General features: G+C 66.1%; 21 protein-coding genes, 1 tRNA gene and 1 pseudogene. 12 read left to right on the top strand and 11 right to left on the bottom strand.

What is annotated here, in order from left to right; all coding sequences use genetic code 11:
• Position 1: 1 nt before the first annotated feature.
• The 7 genes from AC07S4_RS18985 to AC07S4_RS19015 all read left to right on the top strand — a co-directional run bounded on the left by AC07S4_RS18985 (position 2) and on the right by AC07S4_RS19015 (position 5,058).
• Positions 2-784, top strand: coding sequence for a DUF2491 family protein (locus AC07S4_RS18985; RefSeq protein WP_494988133.1), 783 nt, complete (start codon positions 2-4; stop codon positions 782-784).
• A 49-nt stretch (positions 785-833) separates the two neighbouring features.
• Complete coding sequence (locus tag AC07S4_RS18990; RefSeq protein WP_494988134.1) at positions 834-1,646, top strand: hypothetical protein; 813 nt, start codon at positions 834-836, stop codon at positions 1,644-1,646.
• A gap of 70 nt (positions 1,647-1,716) precedes the next feature.
• The gene (locus AC07S4_RS18995; protein WP_494988135.1) at positions 1,717-1,995 is read left to right on the top strand and encodes a DUF493 family protein; all 279 of its coding nucleotides are present in this window, start codon (positions 1,717-1,719) and stop codon (positions 1,993-1,995) included.
• 30 nt (positions 1,996-2,025) lie between these two features.
• Entirely contained in the window at positions 2,026-2,664 is a 639-nt protein-coding gene (gene yfcF / locus AC07S4_RS19000; protein WP_494988136.1) for a glutathione transferase, read from the top strand.
• A gap of 42 nt (positions 2,665-2,706) precedes the next feature.
• On the top strand, positions 2,707-3,390 hold the full coding sequence (gene lipB, locus AC07S4_RS19005; protein ID WP_494988137.1) for a lipoyl(octanoyl) transferase LipB: 684 nt from the start codon (positions 2,707-2,709) through the stop codon (positions 3,388-3,390).
• 4 nt (positions 3,391-3,394) lie between these two features.
• Positions 3,395-4,390 carry a lipoyl synthase gene (gene lipA / locus AC07S4_RS19010; RefSeq protein ID WP_494988138.1) on the top strand — a complete coding sequence of 332 codons (996 nt, stop codon included), beginning with the start codon at positions 3,395-3,397 and terminating at the stop codon, positions 4,388-4,390.
• 2 nt (positions 4,391-4,392) lie between these two features.
• A complete protein-coding gene (locus AC07S4_RS19015; RefSeq protein ID WP_494988139.1) occupies positions 4,393-5,058 on the top strand; it encodes a uracil-DNA glycosylase in 666 nt (221 codons plus the stop codon).
• On the opposite strand, the gene AC07S4_RS19020 is transcribed toward AC07S4_RS19015, so the two are convergent.
• Positions 5,045-6,106, bottom strand: a complete 1,062-nt coding sequence (locus tag AC07S4_RS19020; protein WP_494988140.1) for a 2-dehydropantoate 2-reductase — start codon at positions 6,104-6,106, stop codon at positions 5,045-5,047. The two genes, AC07S4_RS19015 and AC07S4_RS19020, sit on opposite strands and share 14 nt — an antisense overlap.
• 132 nt (positions 6,107-6,238) lie before the next feature.
• On the opposite strand from AC07S4_RS19020, the gene AC07S4_RS19025 reads away from it, so the two are divergent.
• The 3 genes and pseudogenes from AC07S4_RS19025 (at position 6,239) to AC07S4_RS19035 (ending at position 7,988) form a co-directional block, all read left to right on the top strand.
• Positions 6,239-6,661 carry a PaaI family thioesterase gene (locus AC07S4_RS19025; RefSeq protein ID WP_494988141.1) on the top strand — a complete coding sequence of 141 codons (423 nt, stop codon included), beginning with the start codon at positions 6,239-6,241 and terminating at the stop codon, positions 6,659-6,661.
• Positions 6,662-6,779: 118 nt separating this feature from the next.
• Positions 6,780-7,082, top strand: a pseudogene (locus tag AC07S4_RS19030) (group I truncated hemoglobin); the annotation flags it as partial.
• A 45-nt stretch (positions 7,083-7,127) separates the two neighbouring features.
• Positions 7,128-7,988 (top strand): DUF3034 family protein, encoded by an 861-nt coding sequence (locus AC07S4_RS19035; protein WP_494988258.1) that lies wholly within the window; start codon positions 7,128-7,130, stop codon positions 7,986-7,988.
• Between the two features lie 51 nt (positions 7,989-8,039).
• Here AC07S4_RS19035 and AC07S4_RS19040 read toward each other — a convergent pair whose 3' ends face one another.
• The 5 genes from AC07S4_RS19040 to AC07S4_RS19060 all read right to left on the bottom strand — a co-directional run bounded on the left by AC07S4_RS19040 (position 8,040) and on the right by AC07S4_RS19060 (position 11,407).
• On the bottom strand, positions 8,040-8,549 hold the full coding sequence (locus AC07S4_RS19040; RefSeq protein ID WP_494988142.1) for a peroxiredoxin family protein: 510 nt from the start codon (positions 8,547-8,549) through the stop codon (positions 8,040-8,042).
• Positions 8,550-8,551: 2 nt separating this feature from the next.
• The gene (locus AC07S4_RS19045) at positions 8,552-9,175 is read right to left on the bottom strand and encodes a BON domain-containing protein (protein ID WP_494988143.1); all 624 of its coding nucleotides are present in this window, start codon (positions 9,173-9,175) and stop codon (positions 8,552-8,554) included.
• Positions 9,168-9,764, bottom strand: coding sequence for a phosphoheptose isomerase (locus AC07S4_RS19050; protein WP_494988144.1), 597 nt, complete (start codon positions 9,762-9,764; stop codon positions 9,168-9,170). The genes AC07S4_RS19045 and AC07S4_RS19050 overlap by 8 nt, the downstream gene beginning before the upstream one ends.
• 63 nt (positions 9,765-9,827) lie before the next feature.
• Entirely contained in the window at positions 9,828-10,184 is a 357-nt protein-coding gene (locus AC07S4_RS19055) for a YraN family protein (RefSeq protein WP_494988145.1), read from the bottom strand.
• An 8-nt stretch (positions 10,185-10,192) separates the two neighbouring features.
• Positions 10,193-11,407 (bottom strand): penicillin-binding protein activator, encoded by a 1,215-nt coding sequence (locus AC07S4_RS19060; protein WP_494988146.1) that lies wholly within the window; start codon positions 11,405-11,407, stop codon positions 10,193-10,195.
• Between the two features lie 111 nt (positions 11,408-11,518).
• On the opposite strand from AC07S4_RS19060, the gene rsmI reads away from it, so the two are divergent.
• Positions 11,519-12,430 (top strand): 16S rRNA (cytidine(1402)-2'-O)-methyltransferase, encoded by a 912-nt coding sequence (gene rsmI, locus AC07S4_RS19065; protein ID WP_494988147.1) that lies wholly within the window; start codon positions 11,519-11,521, stop codon positions 12,428-12,430.
• A 12-nt stretch (positions 12,431-12,442) separates the two neighbouring features.
• Here rsmI and AC07S4_RS19070 read toward each other — a convergent pair whose 3' ends face one another.
• Positions 12,443-13,093, bottom strand: a complete 651-nt coding sequence (locus AC07S4_RS19070) for a hypothetical protein (RefSeq protein ID WP_494988148.1) — start codon at positions 13,091-13,093, stop codon at positions 12,443-12,445.
• 120 nt (positions 13,094-13,213) lie between these two features.
• On the opposite strand from AC07S4_RS19070, the gene AC07S4_RS19075 reads away from it, so the two are divergent.
• Positions 13,214-13,290: transfer RNA gene (locus tag AC07S4_RS19075), tRNA-Pro, on the top strand.
• A gap of 137 nt (positions 13,291-13,427) precedes the next feature.
• Here the strand turns inward: AC07S4_RS19075 and AC07S4_RS19080 are convergent.
• From AC07S4_RS19080 to bioB, 4 genes are read right to left on the bottom strand one after another with little or no spacing between them, the layout of a single operon-like run.
• Positions 13,428-14,339 (bottom strand): hydroxymethylglutaryl-CoA lyase, encoded by a 912-nt coding sequence (locus tag AC07S4_RS19080; RefSeq protein WP_494988149.1) that lies wholly within the window; start codon positions 14,337-14,339, stop codon positions 13,428-13,430.
• Positions 14,340-14,354: 15 nt separating this feature from the next.
• On the bottom strand, positions 14,355-15,287 hold the full coding sequence (locus AC07S4_RS19085; protein WP_494988150.1) for a 2-hydroxyacid dehydrogenase: 933 nt from the start codon (positions 15,285-15,287) through the stop codon (positions 14,355-14,357).
• 11 nt (positions 15,288-15,298) lie between these two features.
• Positions 15,299-17,353: an acetyl/propionyl/methylcrotonyl-CoA carboxylase subunit alpha gene (locus tag AC07S4_RS19090; protein ID WP_494988151.1), complete on the bottom strand. Its 2,055-nt coding sequence runs from the start codon at positions 17,351-17,353 to the stop codon at positions 15,299-15,301.
• Between the two features lie 57 nt (positions 17,354-17,410).
• Complete coding sequence (gene bioB, locus AC07S4_RS19095) at positions 17,411-18,454, bottom strand: biotin synthase BioB (protein WP_228894157.1); 1,044 nt, start codon at positions 18,452-18,454, stop codon at positions 17,411-17,413.
• Between the last annotated feature and the right edge of the window lie 11 nt (positions 18,455-18,465).

Here is an 18,465-nt window from a genome sequence, read left to right on the forward strand (position 1 = left end):
GATGGGCTGGAAAGATGCAATCGATTACGTCCGTGGCGCGGCCACCAGGCACGGCCTGGCCGAAGCGCCGGCCGACCAGCAATTGCCGCTGGGCGCGCGCATCGGCAGCGTGGTGAACCTGCAGCAGTCGCCGCTGCTGCGCGCCAGCACCGCCGGCTCGCTGATACGCATGCCGAACGGCAGCGACACCCGCATCCTGGCCATCTCGCGCATCAAGCTCAATCTGTCCGGCAAGCTGTACCGCTACTACCTGGACAAGGGCGACGACGCGGACGACGAGAAGTTCCTGCAAGTGTATGTGAACGAGCAGGGCCAGGTGGCCGAGATCCTGTACTGCACCCAGCTGGCCCGCGTGATCCCGCAAACGGTGGAGGACCAGGAAGCCTACACCGGCGAAGCGGGCTACGGCCTGGGCGACGCCAGCTACACCCTGTGGCGCGAGCAGCTGGGCGACGCCGGCCTGGACCCGCGCGACCTGGAGCTGGCCTTCGGCAGCGAAGAAGGCCTGGTCTACCAGCGCGATGCGGGCAGCCCGGACGCGGAATTCGTGGCGCCCTTCAGCGGCACCGAAACCCGCATCGACGACGCCGGCGGCATGGCCGGCCTGCAGCAGCAGATGTATTTGATGCCCTATGTCCGCGAGCTGAACGGCGCGGGCCGGGAGTTTTTACTGATTACGACGGAAATACTCGCCAGCGTGAACGGCGATGCAGGGAAACGCGGTATCCATGTCGACTTTGTCATCGGCATACCGGTTGAGCAGGAACGTGTCGTCATCCAGTAAGGACGGCGGCGCGCACACGGCAGTTCCATCTAACGAAAGGAAGCACAACATGAGCAACTCGAATGGCTGGGGTTTAACCGCGCGTCTGATTACCAAACACTTCGGCGCCCTGGGCGACCGCGTCTCCGAGGCGATTGCCAATTTCGATCCCGAGACGGCAACCGAGGCCGACCGCGACCGCCTGGCCGACACCTTGCGCGCCACGGCCCAGAAGCTGGCCGCCGCCCGTTCCTCCTTTGAAAAGGAGCATGCGGACGTGGTCAAGCTGCAGGAGCTGATCGCCAATGACGAAAAAGCCGCCGAAACCCTGGGCGAGCGCCTGGCGTCGGGCCGCATCTCGGAAGCGACCATCAACCTGTTCTGCGACGAGCTGGAGTCGAACAAGGCGCGCCTGCCGCTGGAAATCCAGGAACAGGCCGACGCCGAGGAGTATATGAACGAGCTGCAGAAGATCGTCGACGCGCTGTCGCAGCAGCTGGCCGACTTCGACGCGGCGGCCAAGAAGGCGATGCAGGCGCTGGCGCAAGCCAACGCCCAGCGCGACCTGCAGCAGGTGCGCAATGAGCGCCAGGAGCAGCTCAACGGCCTGAAAGGCCTGCAGGGCAATTCCAGCGCCCTGAACGCGCTGACCCGCCGCGCCCAGGCGGTGAGCAATGAAGCGGCCGGCATGAAGATCGTGGCCGACATCGGCCAGCGTCCGATCGACCAGGCGGCCGAGATCGACGCCATCCGCAAGTCCGTCAGCAATCCCGGCGCCGCCGGCGGCGAGTCCGCGCTGGACCGCCTGAAACGCTTGTCCGGCAAGCCCGCCGTTCCCCAGCTGGCCGCGCAGGCCGCTCCGCAGTTGGGCAGCAACGCATAAACAGGCCCTGCATGCCGCCGGTATTGCGAGCGCGTTACAATACCGGTTGGCATTCATTTTTGGAATTATCATGGCAACAGAGATCCCACCGGGCGAGTCCCTCATCGAGTACCCGAGCGATTTCCCCATCAAGATCATGGGTCCGACCCATATCGACTTCGCGGCGACCATCCTGGAAGTCGTCATCAAGCACGACCCGACCTTCCACCAGGGCAAGATGGAAGAACGGCCGTCGGCCAAGGGCAACTACACCGGCCTGACCGTCACCGTGCGCGCCACCAGCCGTCCGCAGCTGGACGCGCTGTACACCGAACTGTCGGCTCACCCGATGGTAAAAATCGTTATGTAACCAGATGGCGCGGCAGCGCCGGAGCGCACCATGAGCCTCACCCTCTACGTCGACAGCCAGTTCACCAGCCCTTACGCCCTGTCCGTGTTCGTCACGCTGAAGGAAAAAGGCCTGCCCTTCGAGCTGAAGACCGTGGACCTGGAGGCCGGCGCCAACCTGGAGCCGCCTTTCCGCGACTTGGCGCTGACCGCGCGCGTGCCGGCGCTGGTGCATAACGGCTTTGTGCTGACCGAGTCCAGCGCCATCAGCGAATACCTGGACGAAGTGTTTCCCGCGCCCGAATACCACGCCGTGCTGCCCCGCAATGCGCAGCGCCGCGCCCTGGCGCGCCAGGTCCAGGCCTGGCTGCGCAGCGATCTGATACCTATCCGCCAGGAACGCAGCACCATCACCGTGTTCTACGAGCCGGCCACGCAGCCCCTGTCGGCCGAAGCGCGCGCGGCGGCGGACAAGCTGGTACGCGCCGCCGGCAAGCTGGTGGACGGCCCCACCCTGTTCACCCGCTGGTGCGTGGCGGACACCGACCTGGCCATCATGCTGATGCGCCTGATCAAAAGCGGCGACGACGTGCCGCAGAAGCTGAAAGACTACGCCGAAGCCCAATGGCAGCGCGCGCCGGTGCAGGAATGGCTGGCGCTGGTGCCCAAAACGCCGGTGCCGAAAAAATAGGCACGGCAAGAAAGTATTTCAGCACTGACTTATAATGGCGGCATGTCTATCGCCCCGGCACTGATACGCCACCTCGGACAAGCCGAGTACGAACCCACCTTCGCCGCCATGCGCGCCTTCACGGACGCGCGCACGCCCGAAACCCCCGACGAACTGTGGATCGTCGAGCACCCGCCCGTCTTTACGCTGGGGCTGGGGGCGGATCGCGGCCACCTGCTGGCGGGCGCGTCCGCCATACCGGTGGTGCAGACCGACCGGGGCGGCGAGGTCACCTACCACGGCCCTGGCCAAGTGGTGATTTACCTGATGATGGACCTGCGCCGCAACAAGCCGGGCGGCAAGCTGTATGCGCGCCAGTTTGTGAACAAAATCGAGCAAGCCATCATCAATGTGCTGCAGGCGTATAATCTCGGCGGTGAACGCGTCGAGGGCGCGCCCGGCATTTATATCGCCGCCGGCCCGAAAAAGGGCGCCAAAATCGCCGCGCTCGGCCTGAAAGTGCGCGGCAACGGCTGCACCTACCATGGGGTGTCGCTGAATGTGGGTATGGACCTGGCCCCGTTCGCCTGGATTAACCCTTGCGGCTATTCTGGACTGGAAACCATCGACATGCGCTCCATGGGAGTGGAGGCGCCGCTTGCCGACGTGCAGCTGGCGCTGGCCAACGAACTGGTGCGGCTGCTGGAAGCAGCTGTTCCCGCCGAAGAAACTACTGTATCAATTTAAGCCTATGACCACCGAGACCCCTTCCAGCACCGCCCCCGCCGCCCCAGCTTACAACGCAAGCGAAAAGCAAAAAGGCGCCAGCAAGACCTCGCGCATTCCGATCAAGATCACGCCCATCGAGCAGATCGAGCGCCTGAAAAAGCCGGACTGGATCCGCGTCAAGGCCGCCTCCGCGTCGACCCGCTTCTACGAGATCAAGGACATCCTGCGCGAGAACAAGCTGGTGACCGTGTGCGAAGAGGCGAGCTGCCCGAATATCGGCGAATGCTTCGGCAAGGGCACGGCCACCTTCATGATCATGGGCGACAAGTGCACCCGCCGCTGCCCGTTCTGCGACGTCGGCCACGGCCGTCCGGACCCGCTGGACAACGATGAGCCGCAAAACCTGGCCAACACCATCGCCAAGCTGCGCCTGAGCTACGTGGTCATCACCTCGGTGGACCGCGACGACCTGCGCGACGGCGGCGCCCAGCACTTTGTCGAGTGCATCACCAAGACCAAGGAACTGTCGCCCAAGACCCAGATCGAAGTGCTGGTGCCGGACTTCCGCGGCCGCCTGCAGAAGGCGCTGGACATCTTCGCCAACGGCCTGCCGGACGTGATGAACCACAACCTGGAAACCGTGCCGCGCCTGTACAAGGAAGCGCGTCCGGGTTCGGACTATATGCACTCGCTCAAGCTGCTCAAGGACTTCAAGGCCATGTACCCCGGCGTGAAGACCAAGTCCGGCATCATGGTGGGCCTGGGCGAGACCGACGAGGAAATCCTGCAGGTGATGCGCGACATGCGCGAGCACGACATCGACATGCTGACCATAGGCCAGTATCTGGCGCCGTCCAACAGCCACCTGCCGGTGCGCCGCTACGTGCACCCGGACGTGTTCAAGATGTTCGAGGAAGAAGCGTACAAGATGGGCTTCAAGCATGCGGCCGTCGGCGCCATGGTGCGTTCCTCCTACCATGCGGACGAACAGGCGCACAACGTACTGGAAGCCGTGTAAGCATGGCCGCGCTGCGCCTCGCGCCCTCGTGGGAGGCGCAGCTGCAAGACCAGTTCGGCCAGCCCTACTGGGCGGCGTTGCAGGACTACGTCGCCGGCGAGTACGCGGCCGGGCCTTGCTGGCCCGAGCGTGACAACATCTTCCGCGCCTTCGAGCTCACGCCGTTCGACAGCGTGAAAGTGGTCATTCTCGGCCAGGACCCGTATCACACGCCCGGCGCGGCGCAGGGCTTCTGCTTCTCCGTGCCGGAGGGCAGCCGCCCGCAGCCCAGCTTGCAGAACATTTTCAAGGAACTGGGCGAGGACCTGGGCGTGGCGCGCAGCCGCACCGACCTGTCGGACTGGGCGGAGCAAGGCGTGTTCCTGCTCAACAGTGTGCTGACGGTGCGCGCCCACGAAGCGGGCTCGCACGCGCGCAAAGGCTGGGAGCAGTTCACCGACAGCGCCATCCGCCGCCTGTCGCAAGAGCGCGAGCACCTGGTCTTCATCCTGTGGGGCAGCTACGCCATCGCCAAAAAAGCCCTGATCGACGGCGCCAAGCACCACATCATCACCTCGCCCCACCCCTCGCCGCTGTCGGCCTACCGCGGCTTCTTCGGCAGCAAACCCTTCTCCCGCACCAACAGCTACCTCGCGGCCGACGGCAAAACTCCCATCAGCTGGGCCTGAGTCCGGCCTGCGCGGCGGACAGGGTGCGATACATCTCGGCCGCGCCCAGGGCTGTTTGCGCGCCATTTTCCGCTGCGGTCACCAGCTCCGTCATGCGGCGGTTCACGGGGGCGTCCATGCCCAGCGATGCGGCCAAGGCCGTGATGGCGCCGTTCAGGTAGTGCACCTCGGTCTTGCGGCCCGCCTGCAGGTCTTCCCACATGGAGGAGCGCGCCTCGGGGTCGATTTTCAGCATGGACGCGGCCACGCGCGTGAACAGCGCGTCCGGCAGGCGCAGGATCAGCGAGAAGGCGCGCGGCCCCACACTGACCACCTTGGCCGGCTTGATGCCCGCCCTGGCCAGCACGGCGCGGCCCTCGTCCACCATCAGCGCCAGCGAGCGCCGGTAGCCGCGCTGGCGCAGCTGCTGCACCAGCGGCACGCCGGACAGGGCGTTGACGGAATTGTTCAGGTTAATCAGCAGCTTGCCCCACTGCACGGCGTCGAAGTCCGCGCACTCGGCCAGCGGCAAATGGGCCGCCCGGAACGCCGCCAGCCAGGGCGCCAGCGCGGGCGAGGCCTCCACCATCAGCTCGCCGGCCGTGCCCCGGTGCAGGCGGCCGTCCGGCATCTGCACCACGTTGAAGGGCACCATGCCGGCCAGCACGGTCCAGCCGGGCAGCAGGCGGCGCAGCGTGGCGGCGTTGCCGACGCCGTTTTGCAGGCTGAGCACCAGCGCGGAGGGATGGGCGTGGGCGCGGATGGCTTCGGCGGCGGCGGCCGTATCGGCGCTCTTGACCGTCACCAGTATCAGCGCCGGCCGGGGCAGCGCGGCCAGCATGGCCGGGTCGTCCGCATAGGGCACGCGCGCGCCGTCCAGCAGCAGTTCGCGCCCGTGCAAATCGGTCAGATGCAGGCCGTGTTCGGCGATGCGCTGGCGCATGCGCGCCCGGCCCAGCAGGGTCACGCCGGCGCCCGCGCCCAGCAGCGCGCCGCCCACATAGGCGCCGATGGAACCGGCGCCGAAGACGGCGATGGCGCCGGGATGGAGGGAAGGTCGAGTATCCATGGATTGCAAAAAACTACTGTTGTGGGCCAGGCTTCAATATGGACGCAATTGGCGGAGCCGACAGTAAAAATAGCGACAATCCTGCCACCTTTCTCTATCATTCGTCTATGACAAGGCAAAATGGAACAGGCAATGGACGCACCAAAATTTAACATTGAACAGCTGGACGCCTTCGGCGCGGGAAAACTGCCCGGCTACATGGGCATCCACTTCACCGCCGTCGGCCCGGGCGAGGCCAGCGCCGAACTGACGGTGGCGCAGCACCACCTGGCGCCGAACGGCTACCTGCACGCCGGCACCGTGGTCACACTGGCGGACACCGCCTGCGGCTACGGCTGCATCGCCAGCCTGCCGGAAGGCGCATTGAATTTCACCACGCTGGAATTGAAATCGAACCACCTCGGCACCGCGCGCGAGGGGGTCATCACCGTGACCGCCAAGGCCGCCCACATGGGCCGCACCACCCAGGTGTGGGACGCCACCGTGGTCCACAAGGACACGGGCAAAACCATCGCCCTGTTCCGCTGCACGCAAATGATCTTGTACCCGAAGTAATCACTCTAAGGACAAGCACATGAAGAAACTCGCCACGGCCGCCACCCTCGGCCTGCTGCTCGCCTCCTCGCTGGCCTGCGCGCAGACGCCGTACACCGAAGACTCCACCTACCAGGGCATGGGCGGCAAGGAGGGCATCAAGAAGATCACCGACACCTTCGTCGCGCTGATCACCTCGGATCCCCGCATCAAGGAGAGTTTCAACGATTTCGACATCCCGCAGCTGAACCAGCGCCTGCAGGAGCAGTTCTGCGAGTTCGCCGGCGGCCCGTGCAAGTACACGGGCAAATACCGCGACAAGACCATGGACGGCGTGGGCACCGTGCGCGACATGAAGTCGGTGCACATCGACCTGAAGATCACCAACGCCCAGTTCAACGCGCTGGCGGAAGACCTGCAGATCGCCATGGAGCAGCACGGCGTGCCGAGCAGCGTGTCGAACAAGCTGATCGCCAAGCTGGCGCCCATGCAGCGCGACATCGTCACCGCGTCGCCCGGCGTGCAAAGCAAGCCGGACATGGGCAAATTCCTGGCCACCGGCGGCGTGAGCCAGCTGGAAGGCGCGGGCGGCGGCGGCCTCACGCCGTGGGCGCTGATCACCGGCTACGGCTCGCGCGACAGCTGGGCCGCGAACGCCCACTACACGCATGTGAAAACGCAGGACTACTCGCTGGGCACGTATGGCGTGGCGGTCGGCGTGGGCGACCGGCTGGAATTGTCGCTGGCGCGCCAGGACTTCAAGGGCAGCCTGGCGCCGCTGGACGCGCTGCAGATCAAGCAGGACATCGTCGGCCTCAAGGTGCGCCTGCTGGGCGACGCGGTCTACGGGCAGGACGTGTGGGTGCCGCAGGTGGCGGTGGGCATCATGTACAAGAAGAACAAGGGCATAGGCGGCCTGGGCGCGCTGGGCGTCAGCAACGTCACGCAGCTGGGCGCCAAGGACGACAGCGGCTATGACTATTACGTGTCCGCCACCAAGGTCCTGTTCGAGCAGAGTTTGCTGGTCAACGGCACCTTGCGCGCCACCAAGGCCAACCAGATGGGCATACTGGGCTTCGGCGGCGACCAGGGCGACCACGCCAGGCTGATGCCTGAAGTGTCGGTCGCGTATTTAATCAACCGCAAGCTGGCGCTGGGCGCCGAATACCGGCGCAAGCCGCACAACCTCGGCGTGGACCCGGAGAAAGCCTATTACGACGCCTTTGTGGCCTGGTTCCCGACGCGCAATGTGTCGCTCACGGCGGCCTACGCCAACCTGGGCGAGATTACCGTGTTCAACAAGAAGAAGCAGAAGGGCTGGTATTTGTCGGTGCAGACGGGATTCTGAGGCTGGCGGGTTAGGCGGGGGCGCCGAGCCGCAGCCGTAACCCGCCGGCTGTCAGCCTTGCAGCGCTTTTTCCAGCAGCTTGTGCAGGGCCGGGAACTCCGGCTCGCCCACATAGCGCTTGATGATGCGGCCCTGCTTGTCGATCACGAAGGTGGTGGGCGTCATGGCGACGTTGCCGTAGGCCTTGGCCGCGTCGCCCTTCACGTCCAGCGCCACCTTGAACGGCAATTGGCGCGTTTCCGCGAAGTTCAGCACGTAATTGGGCGGATCTTCCTTCATCGCCACCGCCACGAACTCCAGGCCCTGCGCCTTGTACTTGTTGTACGTGTCCACCATCTGCGGCATTTCCTTCACGCAGGTGGCGCAGGACGTGGCCCAGAAGTTCACCATCACCACCTTGCCTTGCAGGCTGGCGGGCGTGATCCGCTCGCCCTTGATGCCCAGGAAGGTGACGTCCGGCGCGCTGCTGTGCTGGCTGAGCGAGAAATACGCGGTCACGCCCAGGCCCGCGATGACGGCGGCGGCCAGGGCGGGTTTGATCCAGGCGGTGGAGGAGGACATGATCAGTTCGCTGCAGGTTTAGGCTGGTACTGTTTCCATTCGTCTTCGCTAATATACTCGAAAACCTTGACCACCTTGTACACGCCGCTCACGCCGCGCGCCACGTCGGCGGCGATGGTGCCTTCGCGCTGCGTGACGCGGCCCATCAGGTACACATTGCCGCGCTCGGTCACCACCTTGAAGGAGTTGGCCGAGATGTCTTTCATGTCCACCAGGCTGGCTTTCACCTTGGTGGTGATCAGCGCGTCGTTCGAGCGCGAGGTGTAGCTGGCCGGGCCGGCGATTTCCAGTTCATTGGTCACCGACAGCACGCCTTCGATGGCGCGCACTTCGCGCTCCAGGCTGTCCTTCATGGCCTGGTCGCGCACTTCGCCGGTCAGCAGCACGCGGCGGTTGAAGCTGGCCACGTTCACATGGCCGGCGTCGCCCACCAGGTTGGGCAGCTTGGTTTCGACCTTGAAGGCGATGGCCTTGTCTTCGGTCTGCGCGCCGAAGGTGCGGCGGTCGGACGCGGCCAGCGTGCCGCCCACGGCGCCGCCGACCACCAGCGGAACGCAGGCGGACAGCGAGGACAGCAGAACAGCGCCAAATACTATGCGGCGTACCACGGTGCCGGCTTTACTCATTCACATCTCCTCCGAACAGTGCGACGTCGATGCCGTCGCACAAAGCATGTATGGTCACCAGATGCACTTCCTGGATGCGGGCGGTACGTTCGGCCGGCACGCAGATATGCACGTCGGCGTCGGTCAGCATTTTGCCGATGGCGCCGCCGCCCTTGCCGGTCATGGCGATCACGCGCATCTCGCGCTCCAGCGCCGCCTCAATGGCCGCCATCACATTGGCCGAGTTGCCCGATGTGGAAATGGCCAGCAGGATGTCGCCGGCCTGGCCGAAGGCCTGCACCTGCTTCGAGAAGATCTCGCGGTAGCTGTAGTCGTTCGCCACGGCGGTCAGGATGGAGGTGTCGGTCGCCAGCGAAATGGCCGGCAGCGGGAAGCGCTCGCGCTCGAAGCGTCCCACCAGCTCGGCGGCGAAATGCTGCGCGTCGGCAGCCGAGCCGCCGTTGCCGCACGCCAGGATCTTGTTACCGTTGGACAAAGCCGAAAACATCAATTCGATCGCCTGGCCTATCGGCTGCGCCAGTACGGTGGCGGACTGGATCTTGATTTCGGCACTTTCGTGGAAATGGGAGAGGATGCGTTGAGTATTCATGGTGTGGGATTATAGTGCAGTCGCCCGCCGGGCCGGACAAGCGCTGTTAAATATGCTTACATTTCAGGCATGGGCTTCCAGAACGTTACGAAGCCAGCTCAATTTGCCCGCATCGATGGCCACCAGGTCGAAACGGCATGGCGGAAGGGGTTTCAGTCGCAGCAGGTAGAACTGGGCGGCGTGCAGCAGGCGGCGCTGCTTGGCCGGCGTGACGCTGGCCAGCGCCCCGCCGAAGCCGCCGCCGCTGCGCTGGCGCACCTCCACAAACACCAGCGCCGCTCCGTCCCGCATGACCAGGTCGATTTCGCCGCCCTTGCAGCGGAAATTGCGCTCCACCAGTTGCAGGCCATGCCGCTGCAAATGCGCCAGCGCCTCGTCCTCGCCCGCGTTGCCCTGCATCTGCCGCGTGGTGAGGGGCATGGCCGCTCCTAGGGCTGGGCGGCCGTGGCCGGCAGCGGCACGCCGTTTTTGTAGACCGCAGGCAACATGCGGCGCTCGAACGCCGCCGGGCCATTGCCGAAATGCACTTTCAACTGCCCGGTCACGCCGTCCAGCTGGAAATCGGCCTGCTGCTTGCGCTGGGCGTTGCGGGCGATTTCATGCGCCACGCGGAAGGCGTCGATGCCGAGCGCATACAGGCGCTCCATGTCGGCGTCCTTGCCCTGCGGCTGCGGGTAGACCATGACGGCGGGATGGTCGCGCTGGATCTGCCAGGGCAGGTCCAGCAGGTGCACGCCGTCCAGCTCCGGGCCGGGCAGCTGCCTGGCCTTGCCGGGATTGAGCGAGGAGGTGCCGTAGACGGGAATGTCGCCCAGCGGCGGCGCTTGCAGGGCCACGCGCAGCTGGCGCGCCTGGTCCGGGTCCAGCGCGGCAAACACGATGGCCGAGGGCTCCGCCTGCAGCCGCGCGCGCAGTTGCACCAGCTCGGCGTCGTTCAGATAGCCGTTCAGCACGGTCAAGTCGGCCGTCTTGGCGGCGCGGCCCAGGCGCTGCCATTGGGCCGCAAAGGCGCTGGCGCTGCGGCGCTGGTACTGGGCGGGGTTGGACAGCACGTAGGCGATGGCGCCCGGCTGCTCGCGCGCGGCCCAGCTGGCGGCCTGGCGCGCCTCGTCCTCGATGGACAGGCCGATCACCATCATCTGCGCCGGCAGCGTGGTTTCGCCGCGCCCGTCCGGGTGGTTGAGGGCGATGGTGGGTTTCAGCACCAGCGGGCTGGCGGCCACGGCGGTGACGGCGGAACGGGCCAGCGGCCCCACCACCATGTCCTGCTGCTCCAGCGCGGCGGCGTAGACGGCCAGCACGTCCTGCGTGGCGTCGCCGGTTTCAATCACGGTGACGGCGATGCCGGCGCGGTCGCGTTCCCAGGCTGCCATGAAGCCGTCGCGCACCGCCTCGGCGGCCACGCGCAGCGGCTCCGAGCGCAGCGGCAGCATCAGGCCGATGCGGTAGCCGGGCGCGGCGTCGGCGTCGGCGGCGGGCTGTGCGGTATTGTTCGGCTGGGCGGCGGGCGTGCCGCTCTCCGTGCCGGGCATGGGCACGGCGAAGGTTTCCACGGCCGGCGGCGGCGGTTCCGGCGGGCGTTGCGGCGCCGGCCGCGGCGCAGGCGGCGCGGCTTGCTGCGGCGGGCTTGTAATTGACGTCACAGGCGCGCACAATTTGCCGGGCGCGTCGCAAGGCGTGCTGCAAGCGCTGGTCAGACTGGCTGCCAGGCACAACAGCAGCAATTTCACTCTTATAGGCAGCATCCAACCTCCATGACAGTACAAGCAACCAGCATCGCCACCCTGCCCGTTCTGGGCGAGACAGCCAACCAGACCTATCCTATCGCAACATTGTACGTAGTGGCGACCCCGATCGGTAATGTCACTGATATAAGTCTGCGCGCTTTGCACGTTTTGAGCCTGGTGGACGCCGTGGCCTGCGAAGACACCCGCAACACCGCCCAGCTGATGACCCGATTCGGCCTGCACAAGCCCCTCATCGCCGCCCACCAGCACAACGAGCGCGAGGCGGCCGAGACGCTGATCGCGCGGCTGCAGGCGGGCGAGCGCATCGCCCTGGTGTCGGACGCGGGCACGCCCGCCGTGTCCGACCCCGGCGCGCGCATCGTGGACGCGGTGCGCGCGGCCGGCTTGCGCGTGGTGCCGCTGCCGGGCGCCTCGGCGGCGGTGACCGCCATTTCCGCCAGCGGCCTGCTGAACGACCAGTTCCACTTCATCGGCTTCCTGCCGTCCAAGGCCAAGCAGCGCGAGACCACGCTGCAGCAGCTGCGCAACGTCACCGCCACCATGGTGTTCTACGAAGCGCCGCACCGCATCGTTGAATGCGCCGCAGCGCTGGCGGCGGCGTTCGAGCCCACGCGCCAGGTGGTGTTCGCGCGCGAGCTGACCAAGCTGTTCGAAGAAATCCACCGCTGCCCGCTGTCCGAAGCCGTGGCCTGGCTGAACGCCGACGCGCACCGCGAAAAAGGCGAATACGTGGTGCTGGTGGAAGGCGTGGCCGAAGCCGAAGACGCACAGGACGCCGAAGCCGAGCGCATCCTCGCCCTGCTGGTGGCCGAGCTGCCGCTGAAACAAGCCGCCGCGCTGACCGCGCAAATCACCGGCCGCAAGAAAAACGCCCTGTACGAGCGCGCCCTGCAAATGAAAGCCGGCGTCGAAGAATAATCGTCCGGCGGGTCACCACTTGCACCCCTGATCCTTCTTATCCATCGCCAGCAGCAGCGGCGCCAGCAGCCCGCCCGGAATCCCGTCCTTGCAATCGGCGCGGGCCGCCTGCGACATCTTGCGCGCCAATGGCGTCTCGCTGGCCAGCGGCTTTTCCGGAAACTGCCCCACCGCCGTCCCCGCCTTGGCCGGATCGCGCTCATGCGCCACTTTGCGCGCCGAGCGTTTGGCCGCCTCCATATCGAACTTGGGCGCCGCCTGCGCCGGCTCCGCAAACGGATCCGCCGCCGCACTGGACGCCGCCGGCTCCGGCGCCACCCAAGTCATCCCCTGCTGCGTGGCTGCCGGAGCGGGCAAGGCCTTCCTTGCTGGCGCTGGTTTGCGCTGCCCGCGCTCCTTGCCGGGTAGGTCCGGTTCCGCCGCCGCCGGCGGTTGCAGCCGCAGCGGCTGCGCCTTGGGCTCCGGGCGCAGCCAGACGGTAATGGTTTCCGGCGCGCGCACGGCCGGCGCAGGCGGAGACCAGCCGAAGCGCGACTGGTACAGCAGCACCGCATGCAGCACGAGCGAAATCGCCACGCCGATGGCAATGCCGCCGGGCCTGCCGGCCGGGGCGCCATACGGATGCCTCCCTGTCCCTGCTGCATAAGAAATGTGCAGTGCCATGATGTTTTGCCCAATAAATACGCAGACTACGCCTCGTAGTGAAGAAAAACCTGCATTTCTGAAGTTTTTTCGTCCCTGCCCTTGACCGAAGAAAACCCAGCTTGTATTATCTTGCTTCTTCGGAGTGTAGCGCAGCCCGGTAGCGCACCTGGTTTGGGACCAGGGGGTCCAAGGTTCGAATCCTTGTACTCCGACCAAAATTTAAAAACCCGCTTGATGGCAACATCAAGCGGGTTTTTTCTATTCCGCCGGCAAAAAAACATCAAGCGAGCTGAGCCGCATTCGGGGTCTGACGGGGACGCCGAGTCCCCGAATGCGGCTCAGGCCGCCTTGGCTAGCCGGCGCGCTTTGCGGCGATGGCGTTGCCGGCCCGGCTGGAGCCTTTGCGGCCCAGTATCTGCGAGATGTACTGCCCCGCGTCCACCACGATGTCCAGATCGATGCCGGTATGGATGCCCAGCCCGTTCATCATGTACAGCACGTCCTCCGTCGCCACGTTGCCGGTGGCGCCCTTGGCGTAGGGGCAGCCGCCCAGGCCCGATACCGACGAGTGGAAGATCGAGATCCCCAATTCCAGGCTGGCGTAGATGTTGGCCAGCGCCTGGCCGTAGGTGTCGTGGAAATGCCCGGACAGGCCGTCCAGGCGGAAGGCGCCGATGGCGGTCTGCATCACCGCCTGCGTCTTGCGCGGCGTGGCCACGCCTATGGTGTCGGCGATGTCGATCTCGTCGCAGCCCAGGTCGCGCATGCGGCCCACCACGTCGGCCACCGCGTCCAGCGGCACCTCGCCCTGGTAGGGGCAGCCGAAGGAGCAGCTGATGGAGCCGCGCAGGCGCAGGCCGTTGTCCTTGGCCGCCTTGGCCACGTCCACAAAGCGCGCGATCGATTCGGCGATGGAGCAGTTGATGTTCTTTTGGGAGAACGCCTCCGAGGCCGAGCCGAAGATCACCACCTCGTCCGCCCTGGCCGCCAGCGCCGCTTCAAAGCCCTGCATATTCGGCGTGAGCGCGGAGTAGATGGTGCCCGGCCTGCGCGCAATGGCGGCCATCACCTCTTTGCTGGTGGCCATCTGCGGCACCCACTTGGGCGACACGAAGGACGCCGCTTCGATATTGGCGAAGCCGGCGCTGGCCAGGCGGTTCACCAGCTCCGTCTTCACTTCGGCGGAGATGGTTTCCTTCTCGTTCTGCAGGCCGTCGCGCGGACCGACTTCAACGATTTTGACTTGTTTGGGCAGTGCGTTCATTTTGCTATCCTCGGATCAGTATCCATGTTCCCGGTTGATGACGTCGGCCATCGGCTCGCCGCGCTCCATCTGGCGGATTTTGCCGGCGATCTGCTGCACGCTTTCGCGCCGCAGCGTGAGTGCCGAGATATGCGGCGTGATGGTGATGCGCGGCTCCTGCCAGAACGGGTGCTGCACCGGCAGCGGTTCGTTGCGGAACACGTCCAGCGTGGCGGCCGCGATGTGGCCGGATTTGACCAGCGTAAGCAAATCCGGCTCGGCCACGTGCGCGCCGCGCGCCACGTTGATCAGGTAAGCGCCCTGCGGCAGCTTGCTCATATTGCTGCGGTTGAGAATATTGCTGGTGTCCGGCGTGAGCGGCAGCAGGCACACGGCCACGCGCGCGCCGCGCAGGAAGGTATCCAGCCCCTCTTCGCCGTGGAAGCACTGCACGCCTTCCATGGTCTTGGCCGTGCGGCTCCAGGCGCGCAGCGGAAAGCCGAATTCCTTCAGCGCTTCCAGCACGCGCGTGCCGAGTACGCCCATGCCCAGCACGCCCACCGCGAAATCCTCGCGGTTGTACTGCGGCAGCGGCGACCACTGTCCGGCGCGCGCCTGCGCCTCGTATTCGTCGAAACGGCGGTAGTAGCGCAGCACCGCGTGCGTGACGTATTCGGCCATCTGCACGCCCATGCCCGCGTCGCCGAGCCGGACGATGGGCACGTTGCGCGGCAGCGCCGCCTCGAATTTCAGTATGCCGTCCGCGCCGGCGCCGGTCAGGAACACGGCCTTCACTTCGGCCAGGCTGCGCAGCATGGCTTCCGGCGGCGCCCAGGTGATGGCGTAGTCGCAGGGCGGCGCGGTTTGCTCCGCCTGCCACACCACCACTTCCGCTTCCGGCAGGTGCCGCGCGAAGTCCTTGATCCAGGGTTCGGTCTGGCCGTCGGCCCTGTGCAGCAAGATACGCATGCGGGGCCTCCTCAGGCGGCCTTGAAGGCCAGCAGAGGCGCGCCGTCCGTCACCTGGTCGCCCACCGCGTACAGCACTTCCTCCACCACGCCGTCGTGCGGCGCAGAGATGGTGTGCTCCATCTTCATCGCTTCCATGATGACCAGCGCGTCGCCTTTCTTCACGGCCTGGCCTTTTTCGGCCAGCACCGCCACCACCTTGCCCGGCATGGGCGCGGTCAGGCGGCCGCCTTCGGCTTCGGTCTCGCCGGCGTGCGCCATCGGGTCGTTGTAGGCCAGCGCGTAGTGCGCGCCGCCGGTGAAGACGTGGAAGGTATCGCCGTCGCGGCGCACGCTGCCGTGCCAGGCGGTGCCGCCCAGCTTGATGCTGAAGTCCGCGCCTTGCTGCGACATCAGGCTAAGGCGTTCGGGCTGCGCGTCCGGGCAGGACGGCAGGTTGAACAGCCAGTCCGCGTCGCGGTAGGTGATCTGCACGTTGTAGGCCTTGGCCGGCAGCGCCGCCGCGTAGTCGTCCGTGAAGGACAGGCTGCGCGTGTAGGCGGTGTTCATGCGCCAGCCCAGCGCCGAGCCCCACGGGTCGGCCGCGTTGGCGCCGGACTGCGCGGCCGATGCCTGCTTCTCCGCTTCGATCAGCGCCACGGCGGCCAGCGCCAGCGCGCCTTGCGCCGCCGGCTGCGCGGCCGGGAACAGCGTGTCGTGGTGGCGCTCGATCAGGCCGGTGTCCAGGTCCGCCGTGGAGAAGGCCTCGCCTTCCACCAGGCGTTTCAAGAAGGCGATATTGGCCGCCAGGCCCACGATCTGGTACTGCGCCAGCGCCTGCGACATGCGGGCCAGCGCCTGCTTGCGGTCCGCTCCCCAGACGATCAGCTTGGCGATCATCGGGTCGTAGAACGGCGAGATGGCGTCGCCTTCGCGCACGCCGGAATCGATGCGCACGCCGGCCGGATGGCCGGAAATGTCACCCAGTTCGAAATTGACGGCGTCCGGCGTCGCCAGGTGGCGCAAGGTGCCGATCGACGGCAGGAAGCCCTTCTCCGGATTCTCCGCGTAGATGCGCGCCTCGATGGCGTGGCCGTGGATGGCCAGTTCGTCCTGCTTCTTCGGCAGCGGCTCGCCGGCGGCTACGAGCAGCTGCCATTCCACCAGGTCGGTGCCGGTGATCATTTCGGTCACTGGATGCTCCACCTGCAGGCGGGTGTTCATCTCCATGAAGTAGAACGAGCCGTCCTGGTTGGCGATGAACTCCACCGTGCCGGCGCCCACGTAGCCCACGGCCTTGGCGGCGGCCACCGCCGCTTCGCCCATGGCGGCGCGGCGCTCGGCGCTCATGTTGGGTGCGGGCGCTTCCTCCAGCACTTTCTGGTGGCGGCGCTGCACCGAGCAGTCGCGCTCGAACAGGTAGATGCAGTTGCCCAGCGTGTCCGCGAACACCTGGATTTCGATGTGGCGCGGACGCTGCAGGTATTTCTCCGCCAGCACCTTGTCGTCGCCGAAGGAGCTGATGGCTTCGCGCTTGCACGAGGCCAGCGCGTCCTTGAACGCCTCCGAATTTTCAACCACGCGCATGCCTTTGCCGCCGCCGCCGGCGGAAGCTTTCAGCAGCACGGGGTAGCCGATGCGGTCGGCTTCGCGGTTCAAGAAATCGGCGTCCTGATTGTCGCCGTGGTAGCCGGGCACCAGGGGCACGGCGGCCTTTTCCATCAGCGACTTGGCGGCGGACTTGGAGCCCATCGCGCGCATCGCCGAAGCCGGCGGGCCTATGAACACCAGGCCCGCTTCGGCGCACGCGTCCGCGAACTCGGCGTTCTCCGAGAGGAAGCCGTAGCCGGGGTGGATGGCTTGCGCGCCGGTGGCTTTTGCCACGGCGATGATCTTGTCGCCGCGCAGATAGCTTTCCTTGGCGGCGGCAGGGCCGATCAGCACCGCTTCGTCGCACACGGCGACGTGCTTGGCGTTGGCGTCCGCTTCCGAATACACGGCAACGGTCTTGATGCCCAGGCGGCGCGCGGTAGCGGCGACGCGGCAGGCAATTTCACCACGGTTGGCAATCAGGATTTTCTTGAACATGTGGTCTCTCTCTATTCGGCTCGTGGCCTTAGATTTTTCTTGTCCGCCAAGCCCGATTTAGCAGGCGCAGCTTTCCTTCTGCACCGATTCCAGCGTGTTGGCGCGGGTGGTCAGGCCCAGCTTGGCCAGCAGCGCGCGGTCGTCGTTCGCTTCCGGGTTGTCGGTGGTGAGCAGCTTGTCGCCGTAGAAGATGGAATTGGCGCCGGCCAGGAAGCACATGGCTTGCACCGCTTCACCCATCTGGCGGCGGCCTGCGGACAGGCGCACGCGCGCCTTCGGCATGGTGATGCGCGCCACGGCGATGGTGCGCACGAATTCGAACGGGTCCAGCGGGTCCATGCCGTGCAGCGGCGTGCCTTCCACCTGCACCAGGTGGTTGACCGGAACCGATTCCGGATACGGATTCAGGTTGGCCAGCTGCGCGATCAGCCCCGCGCGCTGCAGGCGCGTTTCGCCCATGCCCACGATGCCGCCGCAGCAAACCTTCAGGCCCGCGTTGCGCACGTGGCCCAGCGTGTCCAGGCGGTCCTGGTATTCGCGGGTGGAGATCACGTTGTTGTAGAACTCGGGCGCGGTGTCCAGGTTGTGGTTGTAGTAGTCCAGGCCGGCGGCCTTCAGGCGCTCGGCCTGCTGCTCTTCCAGCATGCCCAGCGTGGCGCAAGTCTCCAGGCCCAGGGCCTTCACTTCGCGCACCATTTCTTCAACCTTGTCCATGTCGCGGTCTTTCGGGCTGCGCCATGCGGCGCCCATGCAGAAACGGGTGGCGCCGTTTTCCTTGGCCTGGCGCGCCGCTTCCAGCACGGTGTCGATGCCGAGGATCTTCTTGGCTTCCACGCCGGTGTCGTAGCGCGCGGCCTGCGGGCAGTAGCCGCAGTCTTCCTCGCAGCCGCCGGTCTTGATCGACAGCAGCGTGGCCAGTTCCACGTCGCCCGCCGGGAAGTTGGCGCGGTGGGTTTCCTGGGCGCGGAACATCAGTTCATTGAACGGCAGCTCGAACAGCGCCATCACGTCGTCCAGCGGCCAGGTGGCCGCTTCCGGCAGCTTGATGGCAGGAGTTGGGCGGTGCAGTTCTACGGTCTTCGGTTCTTGCAGGGACATCATGTTTCCTTCAC

The organism is Pseudoduganella sp. GW821-FHT05F09, from assembly GCF_059419605.1.

Bases quoted from the DNA above. Each gene is read 5' to 3' on its own strand.
- AC07S4_RS18985 (WP_494988133.1), top strand. From the start codon at position 2: ATGGGCTGGAAAGATGCAATCGATTACGTCCGTGGCGCGGCCACCAGG.
- AC07S4_RS18990 (WP_494988134.1), top strand. From the start codon at position 834: ATGAGCAACTCGAATGGCTGGGGTTTAACCGCGCGTCTGATTACCAAA.
- AC07S4_RS18995 (WP_494988135.1), top strand. From the start codon at position 1,717: ATGGCAACAGAGATCCCACCGGGCGAGTCCCTCATCGAGTACCCGAGC.
- yfcF (WP_494988136.1), top strand. From the start codon at position 2,026: ATGAGCCTCACCCTCTACGTCGACAGCCAGTTCACCAGCCCTTACGCC.
- lipB (WP_494988137.1), top strand. From the start codon at position 2,707: ATGTCTATCGCCCCGGCACTGATACGCCACCTCGGACAAGCCGAGTAC.
- lipA (WP_494988138.1), top strand. From the start codon at position 3,395: ATGACCACCGAGACCCCTTCCAGCACCGCCCCCGCCGCCCCAGCTTAC.
- AC07S4_RS19015 (WP_494988139.1), top strand. From the start codon at position 4,393: ATGGCCGCGCTGCGCCTCGCGCCCTCGTGGGAGGCGCAGCTGCAAGAC.
- AC07S4_RS19020 (WP_494988140.1), bottom strand. From the start codon at position 6,106: ATGGATACTCGACCTTCCCTCCATCCCGGCGCCATCGCCGTCTTCGGC.
- AC07S4_RS19025 (WP_494988141.1), top strand. From the start codon at position 6,239: ATGGACGCACCAAAATTTAACATTGAACAGCTGGACGCCTTCGGCGCG.
- AC07S4_RS19035 (WP_494988258.1), top strand. From the start codon at position 7,128: ATGCAGCGCGACATCGTCACCGCGTCGCCCGGCGTGCAAAGCAAGCCG.
- AC07S4_RS19040 (WP_494988142.1), bottom strand. From the start codon at position 8,549: ATGTCCTCCTCCACCGCCTGGATCAAACCCGCCCTGGCCGCCGCCGTC.
- AC07S4_RS19045 (WP_494988143.1), bottom strand. From the start codon at position 9,175: ATGAGTAAAGCCGGCACCGTGGTACGCCGCATAGTATTTGGCGCTGTT.
- AC07S4_RS19050 (WP_494988144.1), bottom strand. From the start codon at position 9,764: ATGAATACTCAACGCATCCTCTCCCATTTCCACGAAAGTGCCGAAATC.
- AC07S4_RS19055 (WP_494988145.1), bottom strand. From the start codon at position 10,184: ATGCCCCTCACCACGCGGCAGATGCAGGGCAACGCGGGCGAGGACGAG.
- rsmI (WP_494988147.1), top strand. From the start codon at position 11,519: ATGACAGTACAAGCAACCAGCATCGCCACCCTGCCCGTTCTGGGCGAG.
- AC07S4_RS19070 (WP_494988148.1), bottom strand. From the start codon at position 13,093: ATGGCACTGCACATTTCTTATGCAGCAGGGACAGGGAGGCATCCGTAT.
- AC07S4_RS19080 (WP_494988149.1), bottom strand. From the start codon at position 14,339: ATGAACGCACTGCCCAAACAAGTCAAAATCGTTGAAGTCGGTCCGCGC.
- AC07S4_RS19085 (WP_494988150.1), bottom strand. From the start codon at position 15,287: ATGCGTATCTTGCTGCACAGGGCCGACGGCCAGACCGAACCCTGGATC.
- AC07S4_RS19090 (WP_494988151.1), bottom strand. From the start codon at position 17,353: ATGTTCAAGAAAATCCTGATTGCCAACCGTGGTGAAATTGCCTGCCGC.
- bioB (WP_228894157.1), bottom strand. From the start codon at position 18,454: ATGATGTCCCTGCAAGAACCGAAGACCGTAGAACTGCACCGCCCAACT.